The sequence below is a fragment of the Bifidobacterium catulorum genome (assembly GCF_003129925.1).
In the GTDB taxonomy this organism is placed as follows: domain Bacteria; phylum Actinomycetota; class Actinomycetes; order Actinomycetales; family Bifidobacteriaceae; genus Galliscardovia; species Galliscardovia catulorum.
In genome coordinates this window covers 1-24,486 of record NZ_QFFN01000004.1, presented here as the reverse complement: position 1 = coordinate 24,486, position 24,486 = coordinate 1, and the positions used below count along the sequence as shown (strand labels likewise).

General features: G+C 62.9%; 16 protein-coding genes. 13 read left to right on the top strand and 3 right to left on the bottom strand.

Features of this window, described 5'->3' with window-relative positions; translation table 11 throughout:
- Positions 1-61: 61 nt before the first annotated feature.
- From DF200_RS02750 to ilvC (DF200_RS02730), 5 genes are all read left to right on the top strand, one after another.
- The gene (locus DF200_RS02750; protein ID WP_109136777.1) at positions 62-1,219 is read left to right on the top strand and encodes a LacI family DNA-binding transcriptional regulator; all 1,158 of its coding nucleotides are present in this window, start codon (positions 62-64) and stop codon (positions 1,217-1,219) included.
- Positions 1,220-1,372: 153 nt separating this feature from the next.
- Positions 1,373-2,887 (top strand): sucrose phosphorylase, encoded by a 1,515-nt coding sequence (gtfA, locus tag DF200_RS02745; RefSeq protein ID WP_109136776.1) that lies wholly within the window; start codon positions 1,373-1,375, stop codon positions 2,885-2,887.
- Between the two features lie 640 nt (positions 2,888-3,527).
- Positions 3,528-4,883, top strand: a complete 1,356-nt coding sequence (locus DF200_RS02740) for an MFS transporter (RefSeq protein ID WP_109136775.1) — start codon at positions 3,528-3,530, stop codon at positions 4,881-4,883.
- Positions 4,884-5,442: 559 nt separating this feature from the next.
- Positions 5,443-6,495, top strand: a complete 1,053-nt coding sequence (ilvC, locus tag DF200_RS02735) for a ketol-acid reductoisomerase (RefSeq protein ID WP_109136774.1) — start codon at positions 5,443-5,445, stop codon at positions 6,493-6,495.
- 387 nt (positions 6,496-6,882) lie between these two features.
- A complete protein-coding gene (ilvC, locus tag DF200_RS02730; protein WP_109136773.1) occupies positions 6,883-7,935 on the top strand; it encodes a ketol-acid reductoisomerase in 1,053 nt (350 codons plus the stop codon).
- 292 nt (positions 7,936-8,227) lie between these two features.
- Here the strand turns inward: ilvC (DF200_RS02730) and DF200_RS10645 are convergent, their stop codons facing one another.
- Together DF200_RS10645 and DF200_RS02715 are read right to left on the bottom strand one after the other, a co-directional pair.
- Entirely contained in the window at positions 8,228-9,418 is a 1,191-nt protein-coding gene (locus DF200_RS10645) for a putative endonuclease domain-containing protein (RefSeq protein ID WP_146191992.1), read from the bottom strand.
- A 439-nt stretch (positions 9,419-9,857) separates the two neighbouring features.
- Positions 9,858-10,280 (bottom strand): GNAT family N-acetyltransferase, encoded by a 423-nt coding sequence (locus tag DF200_RS02715; protein WP_158275754.1) that lies wholly within the window; start codon positions 10,278-10,280, stop codon positions 9,858-9,860.
- Positions 10,281-10,638: 358 nt separating this feature from the next.
- Here DF200_RS02715 and DF200_RS02710 point away from each other — a divergent pair, with 358 nt between their 5' ends.
- A complete protein-coding gene (locus DF200_RS02710; RefSeq protein WP_109136838.1) occupies positions 10,639-11,967 on the top strand; it encodes an SLC13 family permease in 1,329 nt (442 codons plus the stop codon).
- Between the two features lie 317 nt (positions 11,968-12,284).
- Here the strand turns inward: DF200_RS02710 and DF200_RS02705 are convergent, their stop codons facing one another.
- Positions 12,285-13,412, bottom strand: a complete 1,128-nt coding sequence (locus DF200_RS02705) for a CdaR family transcriptional regulator (RefSeq protein WP_109136769.1) — start codon at positions 13,410-13,412, stop codon at positions 12,285-12,287.
- Between the two features lie 271 nt (positions 13,413-13,683).
- Between DF200_RS02705 and DF200_RS02700 the strand changes: the two genes are divergently transcribed.
- From DF200_RS02700 to DF200_RS02670, 7 genes are all read left to right on the top strand, one after another.
- Positions 13,684-15,006 carry an enolase C-terminal domain-like protein gene (locus DF200_RS02700; RefSeq protein WP_241520098.1) on the top strand — a complete coding sequence of 441 codons (1,323 nt, stop codon included), beginning with the start codon at positions 13,684-13,686 and terminating at the stop codon, positions 15,004-15,006.
- A gap of 75 nt (positions 15,007-15,081) precedes the next feature.
- Positions 15,082-16,410 (top strand): enolase C-terminal domain-like protein, encoded by a 1,329-nt coding sequence (locus DF200_RS02695; RefSeq protein ID WP_109136767.1) that lies wholly within the window; start codon positions 15,082-15,084, stop codon positions 16,408-16,410.
- Between the two features lie 21 nt (positions 16,411-16,431).
- The gene (locus DF200_RS02690; RefSeq protein ID WP_206603402.1) at positions 16,432-17,349 is read left to right on the top strand and encodes a dihydrodipicolinate synthase family protein; all 918 of its coding nucleotides are present in this window, start codon (positions 16,432-16,434) and stop codon (positions 17,347-17,349) included.
- 54 nt (positions 17,350-17,403) lie between these two features.
- The gene (locus tag DF200_RS02685; protein ID WP_109136766.1) at positions 17,404-18,558 is read left to right on the top strand and encodes a glycerate kinase; all 1,155 of its coding nucleotides are present in this window, start codon (positions 17,404-17,406) and stop codon (positions 18,556-18,558) included.
- 44 nt (positions 18,559-18,602) lie between these two features.
- On the top strand, positions 18,603-19,487 hold the full coding sequence (gene garR, locus DF200_RS02680) for a 2-hydroxy-3-oxopropionate reductase (protein ID WP_109136765.1): 885 nt from the start codon (positions 18,603-18,605) through the stop codon (positions 19,485-19,487).
- A gap of 185 nt (positions 19,488-19,672) precedes the next feature.
- The gene (locus DF200_RS02675; RefSeq protein ID WP_109136764.1) at positions 19,673-20,533 is read left to right on the top strand and encodes an aldo/keto reductase; all 861 of its coding nucleotides are present in this window, start codon (positions 19,673-19,675) and stop codon (positions 20,531-20,533) included.
- A gap of 316 nt (positions 20,534-20,849) precedes the next feature.
- Positions 20,850-23,564: a S9 family peptidase gene (locus tag DF200_RS02670; RefSeq protein WP_109136763.1), complete on the top strand. Its 2,715-nt coding sequence runs from the start codon at positions 20,850-20,852 to the stop codon at positions 23,562-23,564.
- Positions 23,565-24,486 lie beyond the last annotated feature (922 nt).

Here is a 24,486-nt window from a genome sequence, read left to right as displayed (position 1 = left end):
GACGAATCGAACGGCCGCCCCGCGCGGCACGGTGGCACGGCAATATGTGAGGAGGCGGCGGATGGTTGGAATGCGGGACGTGGCGAAGCGGGCCGGGGTGTCGCTCAGCACCGTCTCGTTGACGGTGAACGGCAACGGCTATGTGGCCGACGAGACCCGCGCCCGCATCGAGGCGGCCATGGCCGAACTCCACTATGTGCCCAACGATCTGGCGCGCAGCCTCTCCCAGGGGCGCACGAACCTCATCGGCGTGACCGTGCCGACCGTGGCCCACCCGTTCTTCGCACAGCTCGTCGCCGCCCTCCAGCGGCGCCTGCACCGGTCCGGCCTGCGCATGATGCTGTGTTCCACCGCCGACCAGGACCGCGGCGAGACCGAATACATCGACATGCTCAAACGCCGCACCATGGACGGCATCATCATCGGCTCGCACACCAGCCAGCCGCCCGCCTACTGGGAGTCCATCGGCCGGCCCATCGTGGCGTTCGACCGGTTCCTCGGCGGGAACATCCCCAGCGTCTGCTCCGACCACGTGACCGGCGCGCATCTCGCTGCGCGACGGTTCATCGACACCGGCGTGCGCCACGTCGTCGAAGTCGGCGGACCGCGCTCGCAGTTCCACGACCTCGCCGGTTCGTCGGAGGCGGGCGGGCCTAACGGCGAGAGCTTCGCATCGGTGATGTCTGCCGTGACGGATCCCGACGACACCACATTCCCCACGGTCCGGTACCACCGCACCTTCGAGCGCGATCTGGCCGACGCCGGCATCCGCTGCGACTACGTGACTGTCGAACAGGTGAGCGACCTGTCGTTGTTCGAGCAGGCCGCCGAGGAGGCTGTGCGCCGGTTCCCGGATGCCGACGCGATCATCGCGCCGGATTTGGCCGCCGCGCATTGCGTGCGCATCGCCCTCGCCGATGGGCGAGACATTCCTCGGGATCTCCAGATCATCGCCTACGATGGCACGGCCGCCGCGGGATTGGCCGGCATGAGGCTCACCGTGATCCGTCAGAACCTCGATGCCATCGCCGACCATCTTGTCGAACGCATGCGGGATGCCATCGCCGCGGAGAACGACGCCGATGCGCACGGTGCGGGCTCGGTTCCTTCCGCCTCGCCGGTCGTCGCCGGCTCTTTGCCCGAGGCGTCGTCGCCGGTCGTCGCCGCCTCCTGCGATCTGATTCCCGTCACGCTGGTCCAAGGCGACACCACCCGCTGACGCTGTTTCCTCATCCCCCCATGCCCAATGCCGTGCGGCCTCGTGCCGGACCGCGACGGACCGCGTGGGCGTGTTCAACGTTTGACGATATCGAACCGGTTCGATATAGTGGATACCGTCGGTGAAACACGACGGAACAGGCAAGGAGGCCCCATGAAAAACAAAGTCCAGATGATCACCTACGCCGATCGTCTCGGCGACGGCACGCTCGCATCCATGACCGACATCCTCCGCACGCGCTTCAAGGGAGCCTACGAAGGTGTGCACATCCTCCCGTTCTTCACGCCGTTCGACGGCGCCGACGCCGGCTTCGACCCCGTCGACCACACCAAGGTCGACCCCCGCCTCGGCAGCTGGGACGACGTCACCGACCTCTCCCGCACGCACGACGTGATGGTCGACACCATCGTCAACCACATGAGCTGGGAATCCGAGCAGTTTCAGGACGTCATGAAGAACGGTGAAAACAGTCCGTACCACAAGATGTTCCTCACCATGAGCAGCGTCTTCCCCGACGGCGCCACCGAAGAGGAGCTCGCCGGCATCTACCGCCCGCGCCCGGGCCTGCCGTTCACCCACTACACGTGGGGTGGCAAGACCCGGCTCGTATGGACCACGTTCACGCCGCAGCAGGTCGACATCGACACCGACTCGGACGAAGGCTGGGCCTATCTGACGTCCATCCTCGACCGTCTTGCCGAATCCAACGTCAGCTTCATCCGCCTCGACGCCGTCGGATACGGCGCCAAGGAGCCCCACTCCAGCTGCTTCATGACCCCCAAGACGTTCGGACTCATCGAACGCATCAAGGAGGAGGGCGCCAAACGCGGCCTCGAAACGCTGATCGAAGTGCATTCGTATTACAAGAAGCAGGTCGAGATCGCGTCCAAGGTCGACCGCGTCTACGACTTCGCCCTGCCCCCGCTTCTGCTGCACGCCATCTTCACCGGCCGCACCGACGCCGTGGCCCACTGGGTCGACGTCCGCCCGAACAACGCATGCACCGTGCTTGACACCCACGACGGCATCGGCGTCATCGACATTGGCTCCGACCAGCTCGACCGCAGCCTCAAGGGCCTTGTGCCCGACGAGGACGTCGACAACCTCGTCAACACCATCCACGCGAACACGAACGGCGAATCACAGGCCGCCACCGGCGCCGCCGCCAGCAACCTCGACCTCTACCAGGTCAACTCCACGTATTATTCCGCGCTCGGCTGCAACGACCAGCACTACATCGCCGCCCGTGCCGTCCAGTTCTTCGTGCCCGGCGTGCCCCAGGTGTACTACGTCGGCGCGCTCGCCGGCGCGAACGACATGGAGCTTCTGCACCGCACCAACGTCGGTCGCGACATCAACCGCCACTACTATTCCACCGCGGAAGTCGACGAACAGCTCGAACGCCCGGTCGTGCAGGCGCTCAACGCCCTGTGCCGATTCCGCAACGAACTGCCGGCGTTCAACGGCGTGTTCTCATACAGGACCGAATCCGACGCCGCGATCACGTTCGTCTGGCGCGACGCGGCCACATCCGCCGAACTGCGGTTCGAGCCGGGCGTCGGCCTCGGCGTCGACAACGCCACGCCGATCGCCAGCCTCACGTGGACCGACGCCGCCGGCGAACACCACACCGACGACCTGCTCAACAACCCGCCCGTCGTGGCGTGACGATGCCCCTGAAATCGTCGAAATCCGCAATCGTACCCCTGAAATCGTCGCAAACAACCCCTGTTTTCGACAATTTGGGCGTCATGATTGCGGATTTCAACGATTCGGCGGTCATCTCTCCCTAAGTCGCGACACCAGACCGGCCGCCGTCAACATGAACCGCACGTAACACGAATATGGCATGTCCACATAGTGGCCGTCGATTGGCGTATGCCCCGGCCCGCGCCTATCTTCTCAAGTGGTTCGGGTCGAAAGGCCCGATGAGATATAAGACTTCGATACCGAAGGGAGGTTCGCCACGATGAACGGAATGACCGCAACCAAGCTGAACAACGCATTTGTTGCTGAGTCCCGCCGAATTATTATTCCGTCCTCGTTGGCGGACTGATTCGGCATTTTCGCTGTTCGATCCCGCCAACATGGCGGGGTCCGAAACAGACAAAATCCAGTTTTGAGCCCTGCCAAAAGCGGGGCTTTTTTCATGTCGCACGTCGTGATCCGATATACGGAATGACAAAACGAACGGCGGAAGATAACTCAAGAAACTGAGAAACCCGGGAATCGGACGGACGGCCGCTTGCAGAGAGAAACCGTTGGCCCCCGAACAGAAGATTCACGGACTACACAGGAGATTAGAGAAATGACAGCAGCAGTCGAGGCTACGACTGATAGCAAACTCAAAACGATGGCGCGTGACTCCGTCAAAACCGTCATCGCCGCCTCCATGGTCGGCACGGCCATCGAGTTCTACGACTTCTACGCCTACGGCACCGCCGCGGCGAACTACTTCCCGCACATCTTCTTCTCCGACAAGGCGAACCCGACCGTCGCCCTGCTGATGAGCCTGCTGACCTTCGCCATCGCCTTCATCGCCCGCCCGCTTGGCTCCCTGGTGTTCGGCCACTTCGGCGACCGCATGGGCCGCAAGACCACGCTGGTCGTCTCGCTGATGACGATGGGCGTCGGCACGTTCCTCATCGGCTGCCTGCCCACCTACAGCACGTGGGGCATCGCCGCCGTCGCGATCCTCTGCCTGCTGCGCTTCATCCAGGGCATCGGCCTGGGCGGTGAATGGTCCGGCGCCGCATTGGTCGCCACCGAGAACGCGCCCGAGAACAAGCGCGCCCTCTACGGCTCCTTCCCGGAGCTCGGCGCCCCGATCGGCTTCTTCCTCTCCAACGGCACCTACTTCGTGCTCGAATCCTTCAACGACTCCGCCGCCATGCTCGCCTGGGGCTGGCGTGTGCCGTTCCTGCTGAGCGCCATCCTCGTGATCATCGGCCTCGTCGTGCGAGTCCACATGGAGGAGACCCCGATCTTCCGCATGGCCCAGGAGCAGAAGAAGGTCGTCAAGTCCCCGCTCACCGAAGTGTTCAGGAAGAGCTGGCGTCAGGTCCTGCAGGCCACGTTCCTCGTCGCCGTCACCTACACGCTGTTCTACACGCTCGCCACGTGGTCGCTCGCCTGGGGCACCAAGGCCCAGGGCGAGGGCGGCGGCGGCCTCGGCTTCTCCAACCAGGAGTACCTGCTCATGCTGATGATCGCCATCTGCGTGTTCGCCGCCTTCATCGTGATCTCCTGCGTGAACGCCGACAAGTTCGGCCGCAAGCGCGTGATCGTCACCTCCTCCGTGCTGCTCGTCGTGTTCGCCGCCCTGTTCCCGTTCCTGCTCAACGGCCAGATCGTAGGCCAGCGTAACTTCTTCGCCAACATGGTGTTCCTGTGCGTCGGCTTCGCCCTGATGGGCACCGCCTTCGGCCCGATCGGCGCGTTCCTGCCCGAACTGTTCGACGCCAACGTGCGCTACTCCGGTTCCGGCATCGGCTACAACCTCGCCGCCATCGTCGGCGCCGCCTTCGTGCCGACCATCGCCACCTGGCTGTCCAGCCACTTCGGCGTGCATTCCGTGGGTCTGTACCTCGGCGTCATGGCCGTGTGCTGCCTCGTGGCCGTGCTGTCGTGCCATGAGACTAAGAACGTTGACTTCACCAAGTGAAGTCAAGTCCTAAGTCTCATCGTCGCGCTCGATGGATCGCGCTTCCTTCGGCTTCGGGAACAGTCCACTGGACTGTTCCTTGGTGAAGCCTCAGCACGAACGTTGACTTCACCAAGTGAAGTCAAGTTCCAAGTCTCATCGTCGCGCTCGATGGATCGCGCTCGCATTGGTGTATGTCTTGGCTCCCCTCGCTGAGGGGAGCTGGCCGCCGAAGGCGGTCTGAGGGGAGCAGTCGCCCCGCAGAGGTCTCGGCCTCTCACATCGGCGGAGTTCACTGATTTCTTCGGTGAAATTCAGCTTGCGTTCATCCGGCAATGGTCGAATGAACACGGCGCGGATGATGGACCACAACGCCGCCATCCGCGATACGAAAACTCAATATTCAATATTTGGACGCCGGCTTTTACGCCGGGCGTCGGGGGACTAGAAATAGTTCCCAGTGATCGATGACTTTCAACGTCTAGGACACAATCCTTCTCGCCGAAGGCCGTCAGCAATCTCAACCGATTGCCGGACGTCCAACGCTCGGTAATCACCAAACATAAAAGGAGTGCCAATCATGGCAGCAACTATCTGGTACGAGAAGGACGCCGATCTGTCCGTGCTCGAAGGCAAGAAGGTGGCCATCCTCGGCTACGGTTCCCAGGGTCACGCCCACGCGCTGAACCTGCGCGATTCCGGCGTCGACGTGGTCGTCGGCCTTCGCCCGACCTCCAAGTCCGTGGAGTTCGCCAAGGAGCAGGGCCTTGAGGTCAAGTCCGTGCCGGAGGCCGTCGCCGAGGCCGACATCGTCATGATCCTGCTGCCTGACCAGTACCAGGCCGCCGTGTACAAGAAGGACATTGAGCCGAACCTGAAGCCGGGTGCCGCTCTGGCCTTCGCCCACGGCTTCAACATCCACTACGGCTACATCAAGCCGTCCGAGGATCACCCCGTGTTCATGGTGGCGCCGAAGGGCCCGGGCCACATCGTGCGTCGTGAGTACGCCGCCGGCCGTGGCGTCCCGGTGGTCGTGGCCGTCGAGCAGGATCCTCGCGGTGACGGTTGGGCCATCACCCTGGCCTACGCCAAGGCCCTCGGCGCCCTGCGCGCCGGCGCCATCAAGACCACGTTCAAGGAGGAGACCGAGACCGATCTCTTCGGCGAGCAGGACGTGCTCATGGGCGGCATCAACCACCTGTGCGACCTCGGCTTCGACGTGCTGACCGAGGCCGGCTACCAGCCGGAGATCGCCTACTTCGAGGTGTTCCACGAGCTGAAGATGCTCGTCGACCTCGCCAACGAGGGTGGTCTGAACAAGGCCCGTTGGTCCTGCTCCGACACCGCCCAGTACGGCGACTACACCTCCACGGTCATCACCGAGGAGACCAAGAAGCGCATGCAGTACCAGCTCAAGCGCATTCAAGACGGCTCCTTCGCCAAGGAGTTCATGGACGATCAGGCCGCCGGCGCCCCGAAGTTCAAGAAGCTGCAGGAGGAGTTCTCCCACCCGCACCTGGAGACCGTCGGCCCGAAGCTTCGCGCCATGTTCTCCTGGAACAACGGCCCGGCCAAGGATCAGGACGAGGCCGAGTCCTTCAACGGCAAGATCGCTCGTACCCAGGTTCAGTGATTAATTATTAATAATATTTAAATCCCGATGTTCCGGCTTTGGCCGGAACATCGGGATTTTTGTATTCACGAATCGTCAGATACGCCAATGTCAAACGTTTGATGTCGCCGTATCTGACGATTCGTGAATTAGGTAGCCACCTAATCGCCCACGTTGTGGACGCGGATGTGACGCACGCGACATTATCGGTAGGATGGTGGCAGTCTGCGGGACACAATCCCGCCACGCTTGAGAATGTCTGGGCCGGTGCCCGGGCTCCCAAACGCGCAACATGCGTGCCGTACACAACGAATGCGATGCATAATGCGCAACCACACAACACCGTGTGCCGTTGCCGATCCGTCGACCATGACGGCCGGCATGGCACGCAAGTTAAAGGAGTGCTTAATGGCTGCACAGATCTGGTATGAAAACGACGGTGACCTCTCCGTTCTGCAGGGCAAGAAGGTCGCCATCATCGGCTATGGTTCCCAGGGTCACGCCCACGCGCTGAACCTGCGCGATTCCGGCGTCGACGTGGTCGTCGGCCTGCGCCCGACCTCCAAGTCGGTCCAGTTCGCCAAGGAGCAGGGCCTTGAGGTCAAGTCCGTGGCCGAAGCTTCCGCCGAGGCCGACGTCATCATGATTCTCGCCCCCGACCAGTACCAGCGCACGATCTGGGCCAACGACATCGAGCCCAACATCAAGGAGGGCGCGGCCGTCGCCTTCGCCCACGGCTTCAACATCCACTACGGCTACATCAAGCCCACCGAGGATCATCCGGTCTTCATGGTGGCGCCGAAGGGCCCGGGCCACATCGTGCGTCGTGAGTACGCCGCCGGCCGTGGCGTCCCGGTGGTCGTGGCCGTCGAGCAGGATCCGCGCGGTGACGGTTGGGCGCTGACCCTGGCCTATGCGAAGGCCCTCGGCGCCCTGCGCGCCGGTGCCATCAAGACCACGTTCAAGGAGGAGACCGAGACCGATCTCTTCGGCGAGCAGAACGTGCTCATGGGCGGCGTCAACAAGCTCGTCGAGATGGGCTTCGAGGTCCTCACCGACGCCGGCTACCAGCCGGAGATCGCCTACTTCGAGGTCTGCCACGAGCTGAAGATGCTCGTCGACCTGATGAACGAAGGTGGCCTCAACAAGGCCCGTTGGTCCTGCTCCGACACCGCCCAGTACGGTGACTACACGAACACGGTCATCAACGAGGACTGCCGCAAGCGCATGGAATACCACCTGGGCCGCATCCAGGATGGCTCCTTCGCCAAGGAGTTCATCGACGACCAGGACGCCGGCGCCCCGCACTTCAAGGAGCTGCAGGAGAAGTACTCCAACGAGCGCATCGAGACCGTTGGCCCGAAGCTGCGCGCCATGTTCTCCTGGAACAAGGACGGTGTGAAGGACGCCGACGAGGCCAACTCCTTCACCGGCAAGATCGCCCGCGCCCAGGTGCAGTGAGCGTTCACTCAGCGGTCTGATGGGCTGGAGGGCTGGTGGACTAGTGCCTTTGTCCAGTGAGCCCTTGCGTATGAGCCTATGTCGTTGATTATCCTCGCCGCTCCCGCTACTGGGGCGGTGAGGGTGTGTGACTGAGTGCGTCATTGTGTGACTGGGCGCGTCATTGTGTGACTGGGTGTACGTGCACCCAGTCACGTCATCTGAAAAACGTTGAAAAATAAGGGTTTTTGCAGATGCGTGACCCGGTATGCGTGCACCCGGTCACGTAGGTCGTGCACCCGGTCACGTGTCGCTATGCTCCTCCTCGACGTCGACGTCGATTCCGGCATCGTCGCTGTCGATCACGCTGCTCGGCCAAGCGCCTGTCATTCGATAACGCCGCATATTGCGGCAATGGCCGGCCGGTGACTGGCACACCCAACGCCTGCGCCACCCGCCGTGTCAACGACCGTCGTCCTGCCGCGGTCGCCACATCATCCGCAAACACCACGATTACCGTATATCCGTGCGCGCGGAATGCTTGCCGCTTCCTGTCGTCTCGTCGATACTGTTGTTTGTCAACACGATGCGCGTCACCGTCGTATTCGATGATTGTCCTCGCATCCGGATATGCCATATCGACCACTGCGACCGTCCGCAATTCGGGAAGATACATCGTCCACTGCGTCTCCGGTCTGGGCAGGCCGTCGCCCAACAGCGCCAACACCGTTCGCGCTTCCATCGGAGAATCGGTGACGTTGTCGAGAAACGGCAAGGTCGCGGAACATTTCGTTTTGCCGGGAAAATCCACTTGCCGAAGAAACCGTACGATGTCGTCTTTCGTGACTTGGATGTCGCTGGCGGTCCCGCGGATCATGGCGTCGGCGAGCACGATGACCTCCACTTGGCTGAGATACGGCGACATCATCGCCCACGTCGTCAACGGATGCGTGCATACTATGACGTCGCCGTTCCATGGAATCCGAATATTCGGCGCGCCGGGGATGGTCGTGACGATGCCGTCATGCCGTTGCGTTGACGGTCCGGCCGTAGGAGACCCCGTCGTATTCGTTGTATTCGTTGAGTTCGTCGCGATTGTGTTGGTTGCGTTGACTGTGCCGATTGTGCCTATTGTGCTGGTCGCGTTGGCCATCATACCCATGCCAGGCGTATTCCGTGCGTTGTCGATTTTGTTCGCGTCGCCTGTGTCGGAGGTCGCGCGAAAATTCCATCGCAGATGACCGGTGCGCTGCCGATGGGAACGGTTGTTGCGCCCGATATACGCGATACAGAACTCATTGTTGGTGAGACGCGACGTCAACGGCGTCTCCAATCGGCACAATTTCAGGGCGGTGACGCCGGCGTATACGATCTGCCGGCGTGCGATGGCGCGCGCATTGTATTCATGACAGCGTTGCAACGTGCGTAGCTGCGTTTCGACCAGCGAGCGGGCGAGGTAGTTGCGGGCGATTGTCGTGCCGGACGGTGGTTGATGGGTGTTCATGCCATGAGCGTACGGGTTTGCGCATGACTATGGTGCCGAAATCGAATAATCGCAAAAAATGTGGATGACAGGAACGTTATCCACAATGTTCGTTATGGCATGGGGGATTGACGATTTCATTGGTATTGCAGGCGTTTGCGGGCGTGATGGTATGCCGCGTACGTGCTGGCATCGGCGTGTTGCGAACGCAATCAGGGCGTGACTGGGTGCATCACATGTGTGACCAGGTGCATCACCCCCGCGACCGGGTGCATCACATGTGTGACTGGGGGTATTACGTGTGTGACCGGGTGCATCACATGCGTGACCGGGTGCAGGTATGCCGAGTCACGCACGTCCACAATCCCTTATTTTGCAACGTTTTGTAGATGGCGTGACTGGGTGCAGGTGTACCAAGTCACATATACGCGTGCCCGGTCACGCGCGAAACTCCCCGCCCCTACAGATCGCGGTCAAAGCGGTAGTACGTCTTGACGAACCCGTTCTCCTCATAGAACACATGACTGTCGGCGTGCGCCACCCGCGAGCACATCGTGATCTTGCCGCAGCCGGCGTCCCGGGCCACGTTCTCGGCCCATGTCAGCAACTGTTCGCGCACGTCGTGGTCGCGATGCGCCTTCGCCACGACCAGCTCCTTCGTCTCGGCCACGCGCTCGCCGATATGCAGCTGCCACGTGCATAGAATCCCGACGAATCCGATGACCTCGCCGTTCTCCTCGCATACGCCGAGCTTGCGTTCGATGGTCTCCAACTGACTGACGTATGTCTGCGCGAACATCTGGAAGTTCAAATCGTCGTCACTGGATTCATTGACGATTTCGTATACGGCCTTGAGATCCGCCGCAGTTGCAGGTCTGATCATTCTTGTCGTCCTTTCCGAATCGCGATGCATCCCCTGTGCCGTTTGCGCTCCGCCATCGGATGCGATATGCCACCAATGATGATGAAGGTGGCTGGGGGACGGTTCGGCATCGCCGTGTGCTCCCCATCGTAATGACGACAAAATTCGGTGACTATGTGCCATATACCAATTCTCCACCCTTCAACGATGTTCTTCGGGCCGTTGTGCCAACGTTTGCCTACGAGCATTCTGTAAGTAGAAAACGTGTGCATACCAGAATACGGATCGTGCCCCGATGACGGGACGACCGGTCCCGGCGACTATGGCGCCGCAGACGAACCGCACGATCCAAACCGATATCTGCTTGAAGGAGTATCACGTGAACATCTATCTCGCCATACTCGGCTTTGCGACGATGATCGTCATCACCGTCGTGTTGCTGAAGAAGAAGATGAGCATCCTGCTCGCCTTCACCATGATTCCATTGGTGGCGGGCCTGATCGCGTTGTTCATCAACACCGGTTCGCTGGCCGGCGTCGGCACGATAGGCGAATGGGTCGAGAAAGGCATCGGCAAGACATCGGACATCACCCTGATGATGATGTTCTCCCTGCCGTACTTCATGCTCATGGCCGACACGGGCCTGTTCGACGACATCGTCAAGGCCATCATGAAACGCGTGAAAATCTCGGCGCCGGTGATCTGCATACTGACCGTGATCGTGGCGTGCATCGTCGAACTCGACGGCTCCATCACGTCCGTGTTCCTCATCACCGTGCCGTTGATGCTGCCGCTGTACGAGAAGTTCGACATCGACCGTCGTGTGCTGCCGTTCCTCATCAGCGTGGCGATCCTCATCATGTGCAACACGCCGTGGAACCCGAAGATCCTGCGTGCCGCCACCCTGACCGATACGCCCGGCGCGTCGACGAACCTGTTCATCAAGCTTGTGCCGATCCAGGCGTTCATGATCGTGGTGCTCATCGCCGTGGCCGTGTATTTCGGACTGCGCGCCCGCAGGAAGCATCAGGGCGAGGTGGCGGTGAGCAACGAGGAGCTGCTCGCCCAGTTCAAGGACACCGAACTGACGCGCCACAACATGTTCTGGGTGAACCTGCTGCTCACCGCGTTCCTCATCTTCACGCTCATCGTGTTCCAAACGATCCCGCAGTACTACGTGTTCGCGTTCGGTCTGGTGACGGCGCTCGCGCTGAACTTCCGCGACCTAGGGCAGCAGACGAAGCTGCTGAAGAAGTACGCCGCATCGCTGTTCCCCGTGGCTCCGGCCGTGCTGCTGTCCGGCGTGGTCGTGGGCGTGATGCAGGAAAGCGGCATGCTTGAGGCCATGGTGCAGGCCATGATGGCGGTCGTCCCCTCGCAGATCGGACCCTACGTGTACATCATCATCGCGCTGTTCAGCACGCCGCTTATGCTGCTGTTCACCAACGACACGTGGTTCTATGCGCTGATGCCGCTCGTCATCTCGTTCTCCGCGAAGTACGGTGTGCCGGCCGAGGTCGTGATCGCCACGCTGTTCATGAACTTCGGCTCGATGATCTCCGTGATCGCGCAGCCGCAGCTGTACATCGCCACCGATCTGGCGGGCATCACCATCGACCAGCACATCAAGTTCTCGTGGCTCAAACTGTGGGCGATCAACGTCGTGGTGGTGGCGTTCGGTGTGGTGACCGGCGTGTTCCTGCCGTGATGTGGGCGCGTGAACGTGGCGCGTGAACGTGGCGCAGGGCTGTGTGATGCATGGCTGTGCGATGCGCAGGGCTGTGATGCATGGCTGTATGTGCAACCGTGATGTGCCCCGTGATGTGCCGCCTATAGGACTTACCTGACCATTTCCCTTCCTGCCGCCGACCGGGACTGCCACCCGGCCGGCGGTTTTCCTTATGCGGGGACGAATGCCATGATGCGCGGCGCTTACGGCGTCGCAGGCGTCGCAGGCGTTGCATGCGTCGCGTGTGCCGTCGCAGCCGTCGCATCACGGCATTCGTCAACATTCGTCAACATTCGTCATGCCTGCCTGAAGGCGAGGTAGTCGCGTAGTGTGAAGGCGGCGTCGAGCACCGAATAATCCTTGAGGACGCGCGGATTGTAACCGGTCTTGCGCGCGATCTTGTTGAGTCGGTTCTGCAGCGTGTTCTTGTGCAGGAACAGGTCCTCAGCCGCGTGGATGATGCTGCCGTTGTGCCGCGTGTATGCGTCGAACGTCGTATGGAAGTCGTCGATCTCATGGTCGTCGAGGCCTTCGAACACGTGCGCGACGAATCGTTCGGCGTCATCGCCGGGAATCGACGAGATGAACATGCCGTAGTCGAGGTCGTCGTAGCTGCTCACGTTTTTCTGATGGGAGAACAGCAGCCAGTCGACCGTGCGGCACGCCTCGCCGTAGCTGCGCCAGTACGAATCCGCCTGGTCGGTCGGCCTTCCGACGCCGAAGCTCATCTGCCGGTGGAACGTCTTGGAGACGTCCGCTTGGATGTCGCCGAGAAAGGCGATGGGGTCGGGCACGTCGGCGTCGTCGAGGAACAGGCAGGCCTCGCGCGCGGTGACGGAGAACATGCTGTGTTCGAGGCCGCCGCATCGCGTCTGGAATATGGCGTGCAGGCCGTCGCCGGTTGTGACGGCCGCGCCGGCACCGACGAACCGGCCGACGGCGGCCAGTCGTCGGCGGCCGAGGTCGATGTTCAACGCCGAGGCCAGATAGTTCACGAATCCGGCGTCGTATTGCCGCAGCGTCAGCATGTTGATGAGGTTGGCGGTCATCATGCGTTGGTCGAATCGGGTGATCTGTTCGAGATTCTCGCGGATCAATATCTCGGTCATCTTCTTGATGACGTTGCCGAACGGCTCGACCTCCTCGCGGCGGCCGGTGATGCCGATGACGGCCACGACCGAGCCGTTGAACAGCACGGGCACGTTGATGCCGTTGCGGGCGCCTTCGAACTGATGCTCGTCGTCGATGGACACGGTCTGCTTGGTCTCGACGGCCAGCCGGGCGCCGTCGTGCGAGGTGCCGACGCGGGATTTGTCGGTGCTGGCGATGATCGTGCCGCTCGTATCGAACAGGTTGATCTCGTGCCGTATCACGCCTTTGATGTTCGACACGATGGTTTCGGCGATCTGCGGATCGATGTCCATTGCCCCTCCTTATGCGTCCGGCCGTTGCTTATGTGTCCGGCTACTGCGTCGCCGGATCGTCGCGTCGCCGGGCCGTTGCATACCAATATAAACCATGGGTATGGTACGGAGAACATTTTCGGTTCGCGAACCCGCCGTGGTTTCGAGCATCTGGAATATGGCGTAGACGACGTGGAGTTCCCATAATTGAAGTACACAACGTTTTCTAAACCACACAATGAAGTCCGGAAAATCAAGGATTGGAGGGGATATGCTTCCCACTATCACGACTATGGAAGTCATTCCGGTCGCCGGATACGACAGCATGCTGTTGAATCTGGCGGGTGCGCATGAACCGTTCTTCACCCGTAACATCGTCGTTATGACGGACAGCGATGGTCTGACCGGCGTGGCGGAGGTTCCCGGAGGCGAGGTGATCACGAAGCGTTTGGAGGCGTGCATCCCGCTGGTCGAGGGACGTTCGGTGAGCGAATACAAGGACGTGGTGCAGCGGTGTCGCGCCATGCTCGAACGGCAGGTCGCCGGCGCGGCCGGAGGCACCGGTGCCGAGACCGCCCACGCGCAGATCTTCAAGAAGGTCACGAACGTGCTGACCGGTGTGGAGACCCCGATGCTCGACCTGCTGGGCAAGCATCTCGGCGTGCCGGTGGCCGCACTGCTCGGCGACGGTCAGGTGCGCGACCGCGTGCGCTTCCTCGCCTACCTGTTCTATGTGGGCGACTACCGCAGAACCGATATGCCGTACCTGCATGATGACGACGATTCCGATGCGTGGGGACGCATCCGCCGCGAACCGGCGCTCGACGCCGACGCTATCGTACGCCAGGCCGAGGCGGCCCAGGAGCGTTTCGGATTCCACGACTTCAAGCTCAAGGGCGGCGTGTTCGAGCCGGCCAAGGAGATCGAGGCGGTGAAGGCGCTGAAGGAACGCTTCCCCGAGGCGCGTATCACCATCGACCCGAACGCCGCATGGTCGCTTGACGAGGCCGTGGAGCTGTGCCGCGGGCTCGAAGGCACACTCACCTACGTGGAGGACCCGTGCGGCGCGGAGGGACGCTTCTCCTCGCGAGAGACCATGGCGGAGTTCCACCGGCGGACCGGCCTGGCCACGGCCACGAACATGTGCGACACCGACTGGCGCGAGATGAAGAACGCCATCCGGCTGGATTCCGTGACCATCCCGCTGGCCGACCCGCATTTCTGGACGATGACCGGCTGCGTGCGTGTGGCCCAGCTGTGCCACGACCTCGACATGACGTGGGGCGTGCACTCCAACAACCACTTCGACATCTCTCTGGCCATGGTGGCGCAGGCCGCGGCCGCCGCACCGGGGCGCATCAACGCCTGCGACACGCATTACATGTGGCAGGACGGCCAGTTCCTCGGCACCAAGGCCCCCGAATTCGAGGACGGCTGCGTGACCGTGCCGCGCGATGTCCCCGGACTCGGCGTCGAGATCGACCGCGCGAAGCTCGAAGCCGCGCACCGGCTGTACGTGGACAACAACTGCGGCACGCGCGACGACGCCCGCGGAATGCAGTGCTATATCCCCGGATGGCAGTACGATCCGCACCGTCCCGCGATGGCGCGCTGACCGGAACCGCAAACAATCAGCGATCACAAAGAACAACCACAACGACATAACCGCAACGACAAGAAAGCGAATACCATGACGGTCCCCACTATCGAAAAGATGGAAGTCTACCCGGTCGCCGGCTACGACAGCATGCTGCTCAACCTGTCCGGCGCCCACGCCCCGTTCTTCACCCGCAACATCGTGATCCTCACGGATTCCGAAGGCGTCGAAGGCGTGGGCGAGGTCCCCGGCTCGAAGAAGATCACCGAGGTGCTTGAGGAAGTCAAGCCGATGGTGATCGGCAAGTCCATCTTCGACTACAAGAACATCATTCGTTCCATTCACGACAAGTACGCGGCCCTCGACGCCGGCGGCCGCGGCAATCAGACCTTCGACCTGCGCACCACCGTGCACGTGCAGACCGCCGTCGAGGCCCCGCTGCTCGACATCGTCGGCAAGCATGTCGGCCTGCCGGTCGCCGCGCTGCTCGGCGAAGGCCAGGTGCGCGACAGCGTGCGCTTCCTCGGCTACCTGTTCTACATCGGCGACCGCAACAAGACCGACCTGCCGTACATCCACGACGATGACAACTCCGATGCATGGGGACGCATCCGCCGTGAGGAGGCGCTGACCCCGGAGGCCATCGTGGCCCAGGCCGAGGCCGCATACGAGCGCTACGGTTTCAAGGACTTCAAGCTCAAGGGCGGTGTGCTCGACGGCCACGAGGAGATCGAGGCCATCAAGGCGCTGAAGAAGCGTTTCCCGAACAGCCGCATGGACCTCGACCCGAACGGCGCCTGGTCGCTTGACGAGGCCGTGGACATCTGCAAGGACATGACCGGCATCCTCGCCTACTGCGAGGATCCGTGCGGCGCGGAGGGCCGCTTCTCCGCCCGCGAGGTGATGGCCGAATTCCACCGTATCACCGGCCTGGCCACGGCCACGAACATGTGCGACACCGACTGGCGCGAGATGAAGAACGCCATCCGGCTGGATTCCGTGACCATCCCGCTGGCCGACCCGCACTTCTGGACCATGCAGGGCTGCGTGCGTGTGGCCCAGCTGTGCCACGACTTCGACCTCACCTGGGGCGTGCACTCCAACAACCACTTCGACATCTCGCTGGCCATGGTGGCCCAGTGCGGCGCCGCGGTGCCGGGCAACTACAACGCCTGCGACACCCACTGGATCTGGCAGGACGGCCAGTTCCTCACCAAGAACCCGCCGAAGATTGAAAACGGCGAAATCGCCGTGCCTCGCGACGTGCCCGGACTCGGCGTCGAGGTGGACCGTGAGGCCGTGCTCAAGGCGCATCAGCTGTACGTGGACAACAACTGCGGCACGCGCGACGACTCCGTCGGCATGCAGTACCTCATCCCCGGCTGGAAGTTCGACGGCAAGCGCCCGGCCCTGGTCCGATAAGACAAAAAAGGAATTCCTCCCATGTCGCATCCCATCAACGTCAATGCATTCAAAGGCATCTTCGTGCCGATCCTCATGCCCGTGGAGAACGAGCGCGACGGTGCCATCGACATCCCCCGCCTGCGTGAACAGGTGAGCCACGTCATCGAACACGGCGTGGACGGCATCCTCGCCTTCGGCTCCAATTCGGAGTTCTACATGTTCTCCGACGACGAGATGCTCGAAGCCACCCAGGCCATCATCGACGAGGCAGCCGGTCGCGTGCCCGTCATGTTCGGCGTCGGTCACATCCGCACCAGCCAGTGCGTGGAACTGGCCCGCCGCGCCGCAGAACTCGACATCGACGCCATCTCGGTGCTCCAGCCGATGTTCATCACGCCCACGCAGCCGGCCCTCTACAACCACTTCAGTGCCATCGCCGAAGCGGTCCCCGACACGGCCGTGCTCATCTACAACAACCCCGGACTGGCCGGCTATCCGATTTCGCTCGACGTCATCGTCAGGCTCGCCCACGACGTGGAAAACATCGTCGGCATCAAGGACTCCTCCGGCAACATCACCAACCTGCAGGAGCTCGTCCGCCGCACCGCCGACATCGACTTCCAGGTGTTCGCCGGCAAGGACACCATCGTCTACGCCGGATTCTGCTGCGGTGCGGACGGCGCCGTATGCTCCACGGCGAACATCTATCCGGAACTCGTCTGCGGCATCTACGATAAATTCGTCGCCGGCGATCTGGAAGGCTCCCGCAAGGACCAGTTCGTCCTCAATCCGATTCGCCTCTCCCAGGACGCGGCCAGCTTCCCGGCCGCCACCAAGGACATGGCCAATCTGCTGGGCATGGACGTCGGTCCGTCGGTCCTGCCTACCGAGGCAACGACCGGTGCGGCGCTCGACGGCATGAAACAGGCCATGCGCGAAGCCGGATATCTCGACTGAACCATATCGGCCCACGTCATATCATCGTCACTATCATATGAAAGGAGGACGGCCATGAGTTCGCAACCAGGCCGGACGCCGTCGGTGCTGCTCGCCTCCGACTCCTTCAAAGGATCGGCGTCCAGCCGACGCATCGAGGACCTTCTCGAAGAAGGCGTCCGCCGCGTCGTCCCCGACTGCTCGGTGGTGAAATACCCCATCGCCGATGGCGGCGAAGGCACCGTCGACGCCGTGATCGATGCCTGCGGCGGCGAGATTCGCAAGGTCGTCGTCCGTGGTCCGCTCGGTGACGACGTGACCGCCGAATACGGGCTGCTGGCCGACGGATCGGCCATCATCGAAATGGCGCAGGCCAGCGGCATCACGCTCATCGAGCAGACGTGCAGGAACGCGCTCGACGCCTCCACGTACGGCGTCGGCCAGATCATCCTCGATGCCATCGACGCCGGTGCGCGCCGCATATATATAGGACTCGGCGGCAGCGCGACCAGTGACGGCGGCACCGGCATGGCCAAGGCGTTCGGCGTGCGGTTCCTTGATGCCGACGGCGCCGACGCGCCTTGCGGACTGGCGGGACTGCGGTCGATCGCATCGATCGACATGATCGGCATCGACCCACGTATCGCGCAAACGGAGTTCGTCGCATTGACCGACGTGTCGAATCCGTTGGTCGGGCCGTCCGGGGCCGTATGCATCTACGGTCCGCAGAAAGGACTGCCCTCCGGCAGGTTCGCCGAGCTCGACGGATGGATGCGACGATACGCCGACGTCGTCAACACGACGACCGGCGTGAACGTGGCCGATCTGCCGGGCGCCGGCGCGGCGGGCGGGCTCGGCGCCGGGCTCGCGGCGTTCTGCGACGCGGAGATCCGCAGCGGCATCGAAACGGTGCTCGACCTCATCGGGCTGGAAGACGTCATGGACACCGTCGATGTGGTCATCACCGGGGAGGGCCGTATGGACGCGCAGTCGGCCAACGGCAAGGCGCCGGTAGGCGTGGCGCGACGCGCCAAACGGCACGGCAAGCCGGTCGTCGCCGTCGTCGGCGGCCGTGCGGACAATCTCGGCGCGGTCTACGACATGGGCATCGATTTGGTGGTCCCCGCCATTCCCGCGCCGGCCTCGCTGGACGAATGCCTCGCCCGCACCGACGTCAACATTCCGATCGCCGGGGAGACCGCCATCCGTGCGTTCCTCCTCGGACGATGACATCCATCACCCCAACCACAAACCAATCAGCAAAGGAAACCATCATGAAGGTAGGATTCGTAGGACTCGGCATCATGGGTAAGCCGATGGCGCACAACGTGCTCAAGGCCGGCTACACCGTCATCGCATACGACCGCAACCAGGCCCCGGTCGACGAGCTCGTCGCCGCGGGCGCGGTCGCCGCCGCCAGCGGCAAGGAGGTCGCCGAACAGGCCGACGTCGTCATCACCATGCTGCCGAACTCGCCCCACGTGCGCAGCGCCCTGTTCGACGAGAACGGCATCGCCGAAGGCCTGTCCGAAGGCAAGGCCGTCATCGACATGAGTTCCATCGCGCCGCTCGCCAGCCGCGAATTCGCCGAAAAGCTGGCCGAGCAGGGCGTGGACTTCCTCGACGCACCGGTCTCCGGCGGCGAGCCCAAGGCCATCGACGGCACCATCGCCGTCATGGTCGGCGGCGAGCAGGCCGTGTTCGACAAGTACGAGGCGCTGCTCGGCGCCATGGCCTCCACCGTCACGCTGGTCGGCGGCGTCGGCGCCGGCAACATCACCAAGCTCGCCAACCAGATGATCGTGGCCGTGAACATCGCCGCCGTCTCCGAGGCCTACTCGCTGGCCAAGAAGGCCGGCGTCTCCCCGGAGAACGTGTACAAGGCCATCCGCTCCGGCCTGGCCGGCAGCGTCGTCATGGACCAGAAGTCGCAGAAGATCTTCGACGGCGACTTCACGCCCGGCTTCCGCATCGACCTGCACATCAAGGATCTGCAGAACGCTCTCGACACCTCGCACGGTGTGAACGTCTCCGCGCCGTTCACCTCGCTCGCCATGGAGATCCTCCAGTCGCTCAAAGTCAACGGACACGGTTCCGACGACCACAGCGGCATCGCCGAATGGTACGAGATGGTCAACAACTTCAAGCTGCAGGGCTGATCGTATCGTCGGCGTTGCATGCCGTATCGTCCTGAATCCGTCGTCCTGGTCGTCAGTCATGAGCGTCCGCGTTCATGACTGACGACTTTTGTCATATCAAGCAGGTGCATTGACCGTCATATCGACGGATATATCGAATGACAGTTGTATCGAAAGACCGTAATATCGAAAAAGGGGAGGCAATCATGACATTCATCGAAACCGTACGGCTGAACGACGGCACGTTGATGCCGCGGCTCGGCATGGGCACATGGTATCTGGGGGAGGGGCGGCGTTCCGCGCGCACGGAGATCGCGGCGCTCAGGGCTGGCCTCGACGCCGGCGTGAGACTTATCGACACCGCCGAGATGTACGGCGACGGACGCGCCGAATCGCTGGTCGGCGAGGCGATCGACGGCTACGACCGCGAACGGCTGTTCCTCGTATCCAAGGTGTATCCGCATAATGCCGGGCGTGGCAAACTCCGGCGCAGTCTTGAGGCGTCGCTGCGTCGTCTTGGCGTCGATTATCTCGACATGTACCTGTTGCATTGGCGCGGTTCTATTCCGCTCGCCGAGACCGTCGACTGCATGGAGGCGGCGAAGGCCGACGGACTGATCGCCAACTGGGGCGTCTCCAATTTCGACACGGTCGATATGAAGGAGCTGTTCCGCGTGCCGGGCGGCGACCGGTGCGCCGTGAACCAGGACCTGTATCATCTGGCGTCTCGCGGCGTGGAATACGATCTGCTGCCCTGGATGCATGATCACGGCGTCCCGATGATGGCATACTGCCCGCTTGCCCAGGCCGGCAGCCTGCGACGCGGTCTGGTCGGCAACGCAGCCGTACGCAAGGTGGCGGCCGCGCACGGGGCCACGCCCATGCAGATTCTGCTGGCGTTCGTGCTGCGGCGCGACGACATGATCGCCATCCCTCGCAGCGGCACCGCCGAGCACGTGCTCGCCAACTGGGCGGCGCGCGACATCACGCTGACCGACGACGATCTGGCGGCCCTCGACGACGCGTTCCCCGCGCCGACGAGCAAGGAGCCCCTCGATATGGAGTAGGGGGCGTGATGCGTTGCGTGACCAGGTGCGCGTATCACGTGACCGGGTGCTTGCGTGTGTGACCGGGTGCGGGTGTACCCGGTCACGCGCTTGATAAAACCCTTATTTTTCAACGTTTTTCAGATGGCGTGACTGGGTGTGGGTGTGCCCGGTCACGTTATACGTGTACCCGGTCACGTTATGCGTGTGCCCGGTCACGCAATAATGGTCATTCCCCATAACGACGGTGACTATCGCATAGTTGCCGAAGTTAGGGTATTGTGGTTGATTTGGATTTGTCGACCGGAGAGATGTAATGAACGGGGACAGACGGATTATGACACAACCCAATCAGTTCAATATCGATATCACCACCGATGCCGCCAACGAAACGGCAGGCTCTGCCGATATCGCGGCCGCGATCGCCGCATATCCGCGCGCGAAGGCCCGAACCCTGCGATTCTCGCTTGGCGCCCCACGTACGGCCACGGTTGTCGACGACGGTGCGCGCGCCCTGTTCCTGCGCTCGCGCGGCCCGCAGGACGACGTCACATGCCTGTGGATGAGCTGGTTCGACGGTGCCGGAACCCATCATGAGACATTGCTGGCCGACCCGCGCGAACTGCTTGCGGCGGTCGGGACGAACGCGACCGCCGCCGACGTTCCCGACGAGGAGAAGGCGCGGCGCGAACGCGCGCGCGAGTCCGCGGATGGCATCGTGGCATACAGCGTCAACGAATCCGGCAACCGCGTGGCGTTCACGGTCGGCGGCCGTCTATGGCTGACGACCATCGTCTTCGACGGAGACATCGAATTCATCAGTGATATCCAAGAATTCATCAGTGATATCCAGTCCGACGGCGATATTCAATCCGGTGGCGACGCTGATACGACGGCGTCGGGCCCCTGTCGCGTGACCATCGACGACGGCGAACTCCACGCCGTCACGCGTGAGCTCGGCGACACCTGGTACGTTTCCGCGATGGCCGTGCACGGCCATCCGGGACGTCTGTTCCGACCGGTCCTCAATCCACGCATCTCTCCGAACGGACGACTGGTGGCCTATACGACCGGCCGTATGATCAACCTCGTCGTCATCGGCGAAAACGGTGACCCGGACGACGAACGCTCCATCTGCGGCGTCTACGACGACCCGAACGTGACCGTCGGCCTGGCGGAATTCGCGGCCGGCGAGGAAATGGACCGATACGACGGATTCTGGTGGTCGCCCGATTCAAAAAGCCTGCTGATCGAACGCGCGGACGAATCACCGGAACCGGTCTGGCACATCAGCGACCCGGCGAACCCGACCGCGCCCGCCACGAGGCGCCACTATCCGCAGGCGCTCACCAGAAACGCCGACGTGCGGCTGTTCCGCTTCGACATCGGTTCGGCGGAGCACCGTGCCGGCAACATGGCGTATTCCAGCATCGTTGACCTGCCCGAGGTCTGGTGGGATCGTCACGGATACGAATACCTCGCCGATGTGCATTGGAGCCGCGGGGGAGACCCGCTGCTGCTCGTACAGAACCGCAGGCAGACCGCCGACCAGGTATTGATGGTAGGCAAGGAAGGCAGCAATCCCAGCGTCGGATACGCCTCTCAACAGGGCATCCTCGACGGATTCGCGCTCGAACAGGACGGCGGCGCGCTCGCCGCGGAGGAACGCCACCGCTGGCTGCCTACGACCACGCTGACCGTAAGCGGCAGCAGGTACTGGCTCGACCTGATCCACGGCTGCCCGTCGTGGACGCCGGACGGACGGCTCGTCACCGCCATGCCCGATGAGGAGACCGACACCATGCGTCTCGCCGTGGACGGGCATGCGTTCACGCCCGCCGGATGGCAGGTGCTGTCGGTGCTCGATGTGACCGACCACGACGTTCTGGCCCGCGCGACCCGCGACTCCCGTGGCGTGGACGTGGTGAGCTTCCCGTTGCCGTCGGCCGGGCAGGAGTTCGTCGGCTCGTATTGGCAGGAGGTGCGCGACGACTCCCGCGGCATCGAAACGCCCAAGGCCTCCAACACCGACGGGTTCGGCAACCGGTTCGCCGCCGATTCGAATGGCGACGGCGACTATGATGCGTCCGGCGAATCCGCGACGCCGGTCGTGCTGAATCCCGAACCGGGAGTATGGACTGCGTCGCGCGCCGGCGACGGCGTGGTGCTGTCCGGTCGTACGATGCACGACGCGAAGTCGGTCATGATCCATACGGTGGGTGATGCCGCATCGGCCACCATCGTGAACCATGCCGAAACACCGGGATTCACGCCGAACGTCCTGTTCACACAGCTCGGCAAGCGTGGTCTCCAGACGGCGATCACGCTGCCGTCCGCCGGTAGCCCATACGCCCACGCGGAATCGCTGCCCGTGCTGATGAAACCGTACGGCGGGCCGATGCATCGCGAGGTCATGCTCGCGCAGTCCATGTATTGGGACGCGCAATGGTGGGCCGATCAGGGCTTCATCGTCGTCGCGGCCGACGGACGCGGCACCGGCGCGCGTGGACTCGCCTGGGACCACGCCATGTTCGAACGGTTCGCCGACGTCGCATTGGAGGACCAGACCGACGCCGTGCGCGCGCTGCCCGAGGCGTTGGCGGCGATCGCAGCGGACGCCCCCCGGCCCGACCTCGATCGCGTGGCCATGATTGGCTGGTCGTTCGGCGGATTCCTTTCCGCGCTGGCCGTGCTGCGCGCCCCCGACGTGTTCGCGGCCGCCTGCGCCGGCGCCCCACCCACCGACTGGACGCTCTACGACACCCATTACACTGAACGCTATCTCGGTCTCAATCCGCGCGTATACGAGAAGAACAGCCTCATCAAGGACGCGCCGAACCTGCGTCGTCCGCTGTTGCTCATCCACGGATTCGCCGACGACAACGTGACCGTGGCGAATACGCTGCGGCTCAGTTCCGCGTTGCTGGCCGCCGGTCGTGAACACACCGTGCTGCCGCTCACCGGCATCACCCACATGACCAACGACGAGACCGTAGCCGAGAACCTGCTGCTGTTCCAGCGCGACTTTTTGCGCAAGGCATTGGCGCGGTAGTCCGGGCACGGAGCTGTTCCAGCGGCACAACGCGCACTGGCGCGGCATGTGCCGTGGCGGCCGACTGCGGTAAGTGCCGCGACGGTCGTGCACGTCGCGTTTTCGGCTGCGTCGCTCAGTCGTGTACGTACGTACGCATTCCCCGCCGTGCCGTGCTGCGTTGCGCTGCTTGCGTCGTGTTGCGTTGCGTCGTGCCGCGTTGCGTGTTGGCTCCGTGCCATATCGCTGCCTGAGTTGCATGTTGGTCCGTGCCCTGCCCCGTTGACGTGCCGTTGCCCGCTGGCGTTGCCGCGTGCTCTGCCCTGTGCCGTGTGCACCATGCCGTTTCCCGCCCCCGATACGTGCTGGACTTCGGCTTGCGTGTTGGACTTGCCGCTACGTGTTGGGACACAAAAAACACAAACGTTGGTATTCCAGCGGTGTTGTTCCCGTCACATAGCCAAAAGTCCAGCACGCAGCATCCAGTCCAGCACGTAGGCCAAAGTCCAGCACGGGCATATGGTGGCGTGTGGGACACGGCACGTACATACGGTGCCACGGTGCTAGGGCGGCATGTATACGGTGATATGGCGCTCGGGCCATACGGTCATGCTGCCAAGGCGGGACGGTGCGCCACAGCCCACGGCACTATGGTCCGCGTCCCGTACCGTAATCAGCTGATTCGGCCGGTTGCACCGCGCCCCACAGCGCCATGCCCCACGACCACGATTCCACGCTCACGACCCCGCGATTACGCCCCCCCCCGTGCGAATGAGCGGCGGCGGAACCTGCGCCGGCTGACTCACGACTACGTTCCCAAGCCCTGACAATGCTTGTATCTGCAAGACCAAGACCGTCCCACGCGCACGTCCACGATGTCACGCCCCCCCGCCCCTGCGAATGCGCGCGGCGGGGCCTGCTGTCGCTTATACACAGCGCCGCG

What these genes read in the sequence shown, in the direction of transcription:
- DF200_RS02750 (WP_109136777.1), top strand. Translation starts at nt 62, where the DNA reads ATGGTTGGAATGCGGGACGTGGCGAAGCGGGCCGGGGTGTCGCTCAGC.
- gtfA (WP_109136776.1), top strand. Translation starts at nt 1,373, where the DNA reads ATGAAAAACAAAGTCCAGATGATCACCTACGCCGATCGTCTCGGCGAC.
- DF200_RS02740 (WP_109136775.1), top strand. Translation starts at nt 3,528, where the DNA reads ATGACAGCAGCAGTCGAGGCTACGACTGATAGCAAACTCAAAACGATG.
- ilvC (WP_109136774.1), top strand. Translation starts at nt 5,443, where the DNA reads ATGGCAGCAACTATCTGGTACGAGAAGGACGCCGATCTGTCCGTGCTC.
- ilvC (WP_109136773.1), top strand. Translation starts at nt 6,883, where the DNA reads ATGGCTGCACAGATCTGGTATGAAAACGACGGTGACCTCTCCGTTCTG.
- DF200_RS10645 (WP_146191992.1), bottom strand. Translation starts at nt 9,418, where the DNA reads ATGAACACCCATCAACCACCGTCCGGCACGACAATCGCCCGCAACTAC.
- DF200_RS02715 (WP_158275754.1), bottom strand. Translation starts at nt 10,280, where the DNA reads ATGATCAGACCTGCAACTGCGGCGGATCTCAAGGCCGTATACGAAATC.
- DF200_RS02705 (WP_109136769.1), bottom strand. Translation starts at nt 13,412, where the DNA reads ATGGACATCGATCCGCAGATCGCCGAAACCATCGTGTCGAACATCAAA.
- DF200_RS02700 (WP_241520098.1), top strand. Translation starts at nt 13,684, where the DNA reads ATGGAAGTCATTCCGGTCGCCGGATACGACAGCATGCTGTTGAATCTG.
- DF200_RS02695 (WP_109136767.1), top strand. Translation starts at nt 15,082, where the DNA reads ATGACGGTCCCCACTATCGAAAAGATGGAAGTCTACCCGGTCGCCGGC.
- DF200_RS02690 (WP_206603402.1), top strand. Translation starts at nt 16,432, where the DNA reads ATGTCGCATCCCATCAACGTCAATGCATTCAAAGGCATCTTCGTGCCG.
- DF200_RS02685 (WP_109136766.1), top strand. Translation starts at nt 17,404, where the DNA reads ATGAGTTCGCAACCAGGCCGGACGCCGTCGGTGCTGCTCGCCTCCGAC.
- garR (WP_109136765.1), top strand. Translation starts at nt 18,603, where the DNA reads ATGAAGGTAGGATTCGTAGGACTCGGCATCATGGGTAAGCCGATGGCG.
- DF200_RS02675 (WP_109136764.1), top strand. Translation starts at nt 19,673, where the DNA reads ATGACATTCATCGAAACCGTACGGCTGAACGACGGCACGTTGATGCCG.
- DF200_RS02670 (WP_109136763.1), top strand. Translation starts at nt 20,850, where the DNA reads ATGACACAACCCAATCAGTTCAATATCGATATCACCACCGATGCCGCC.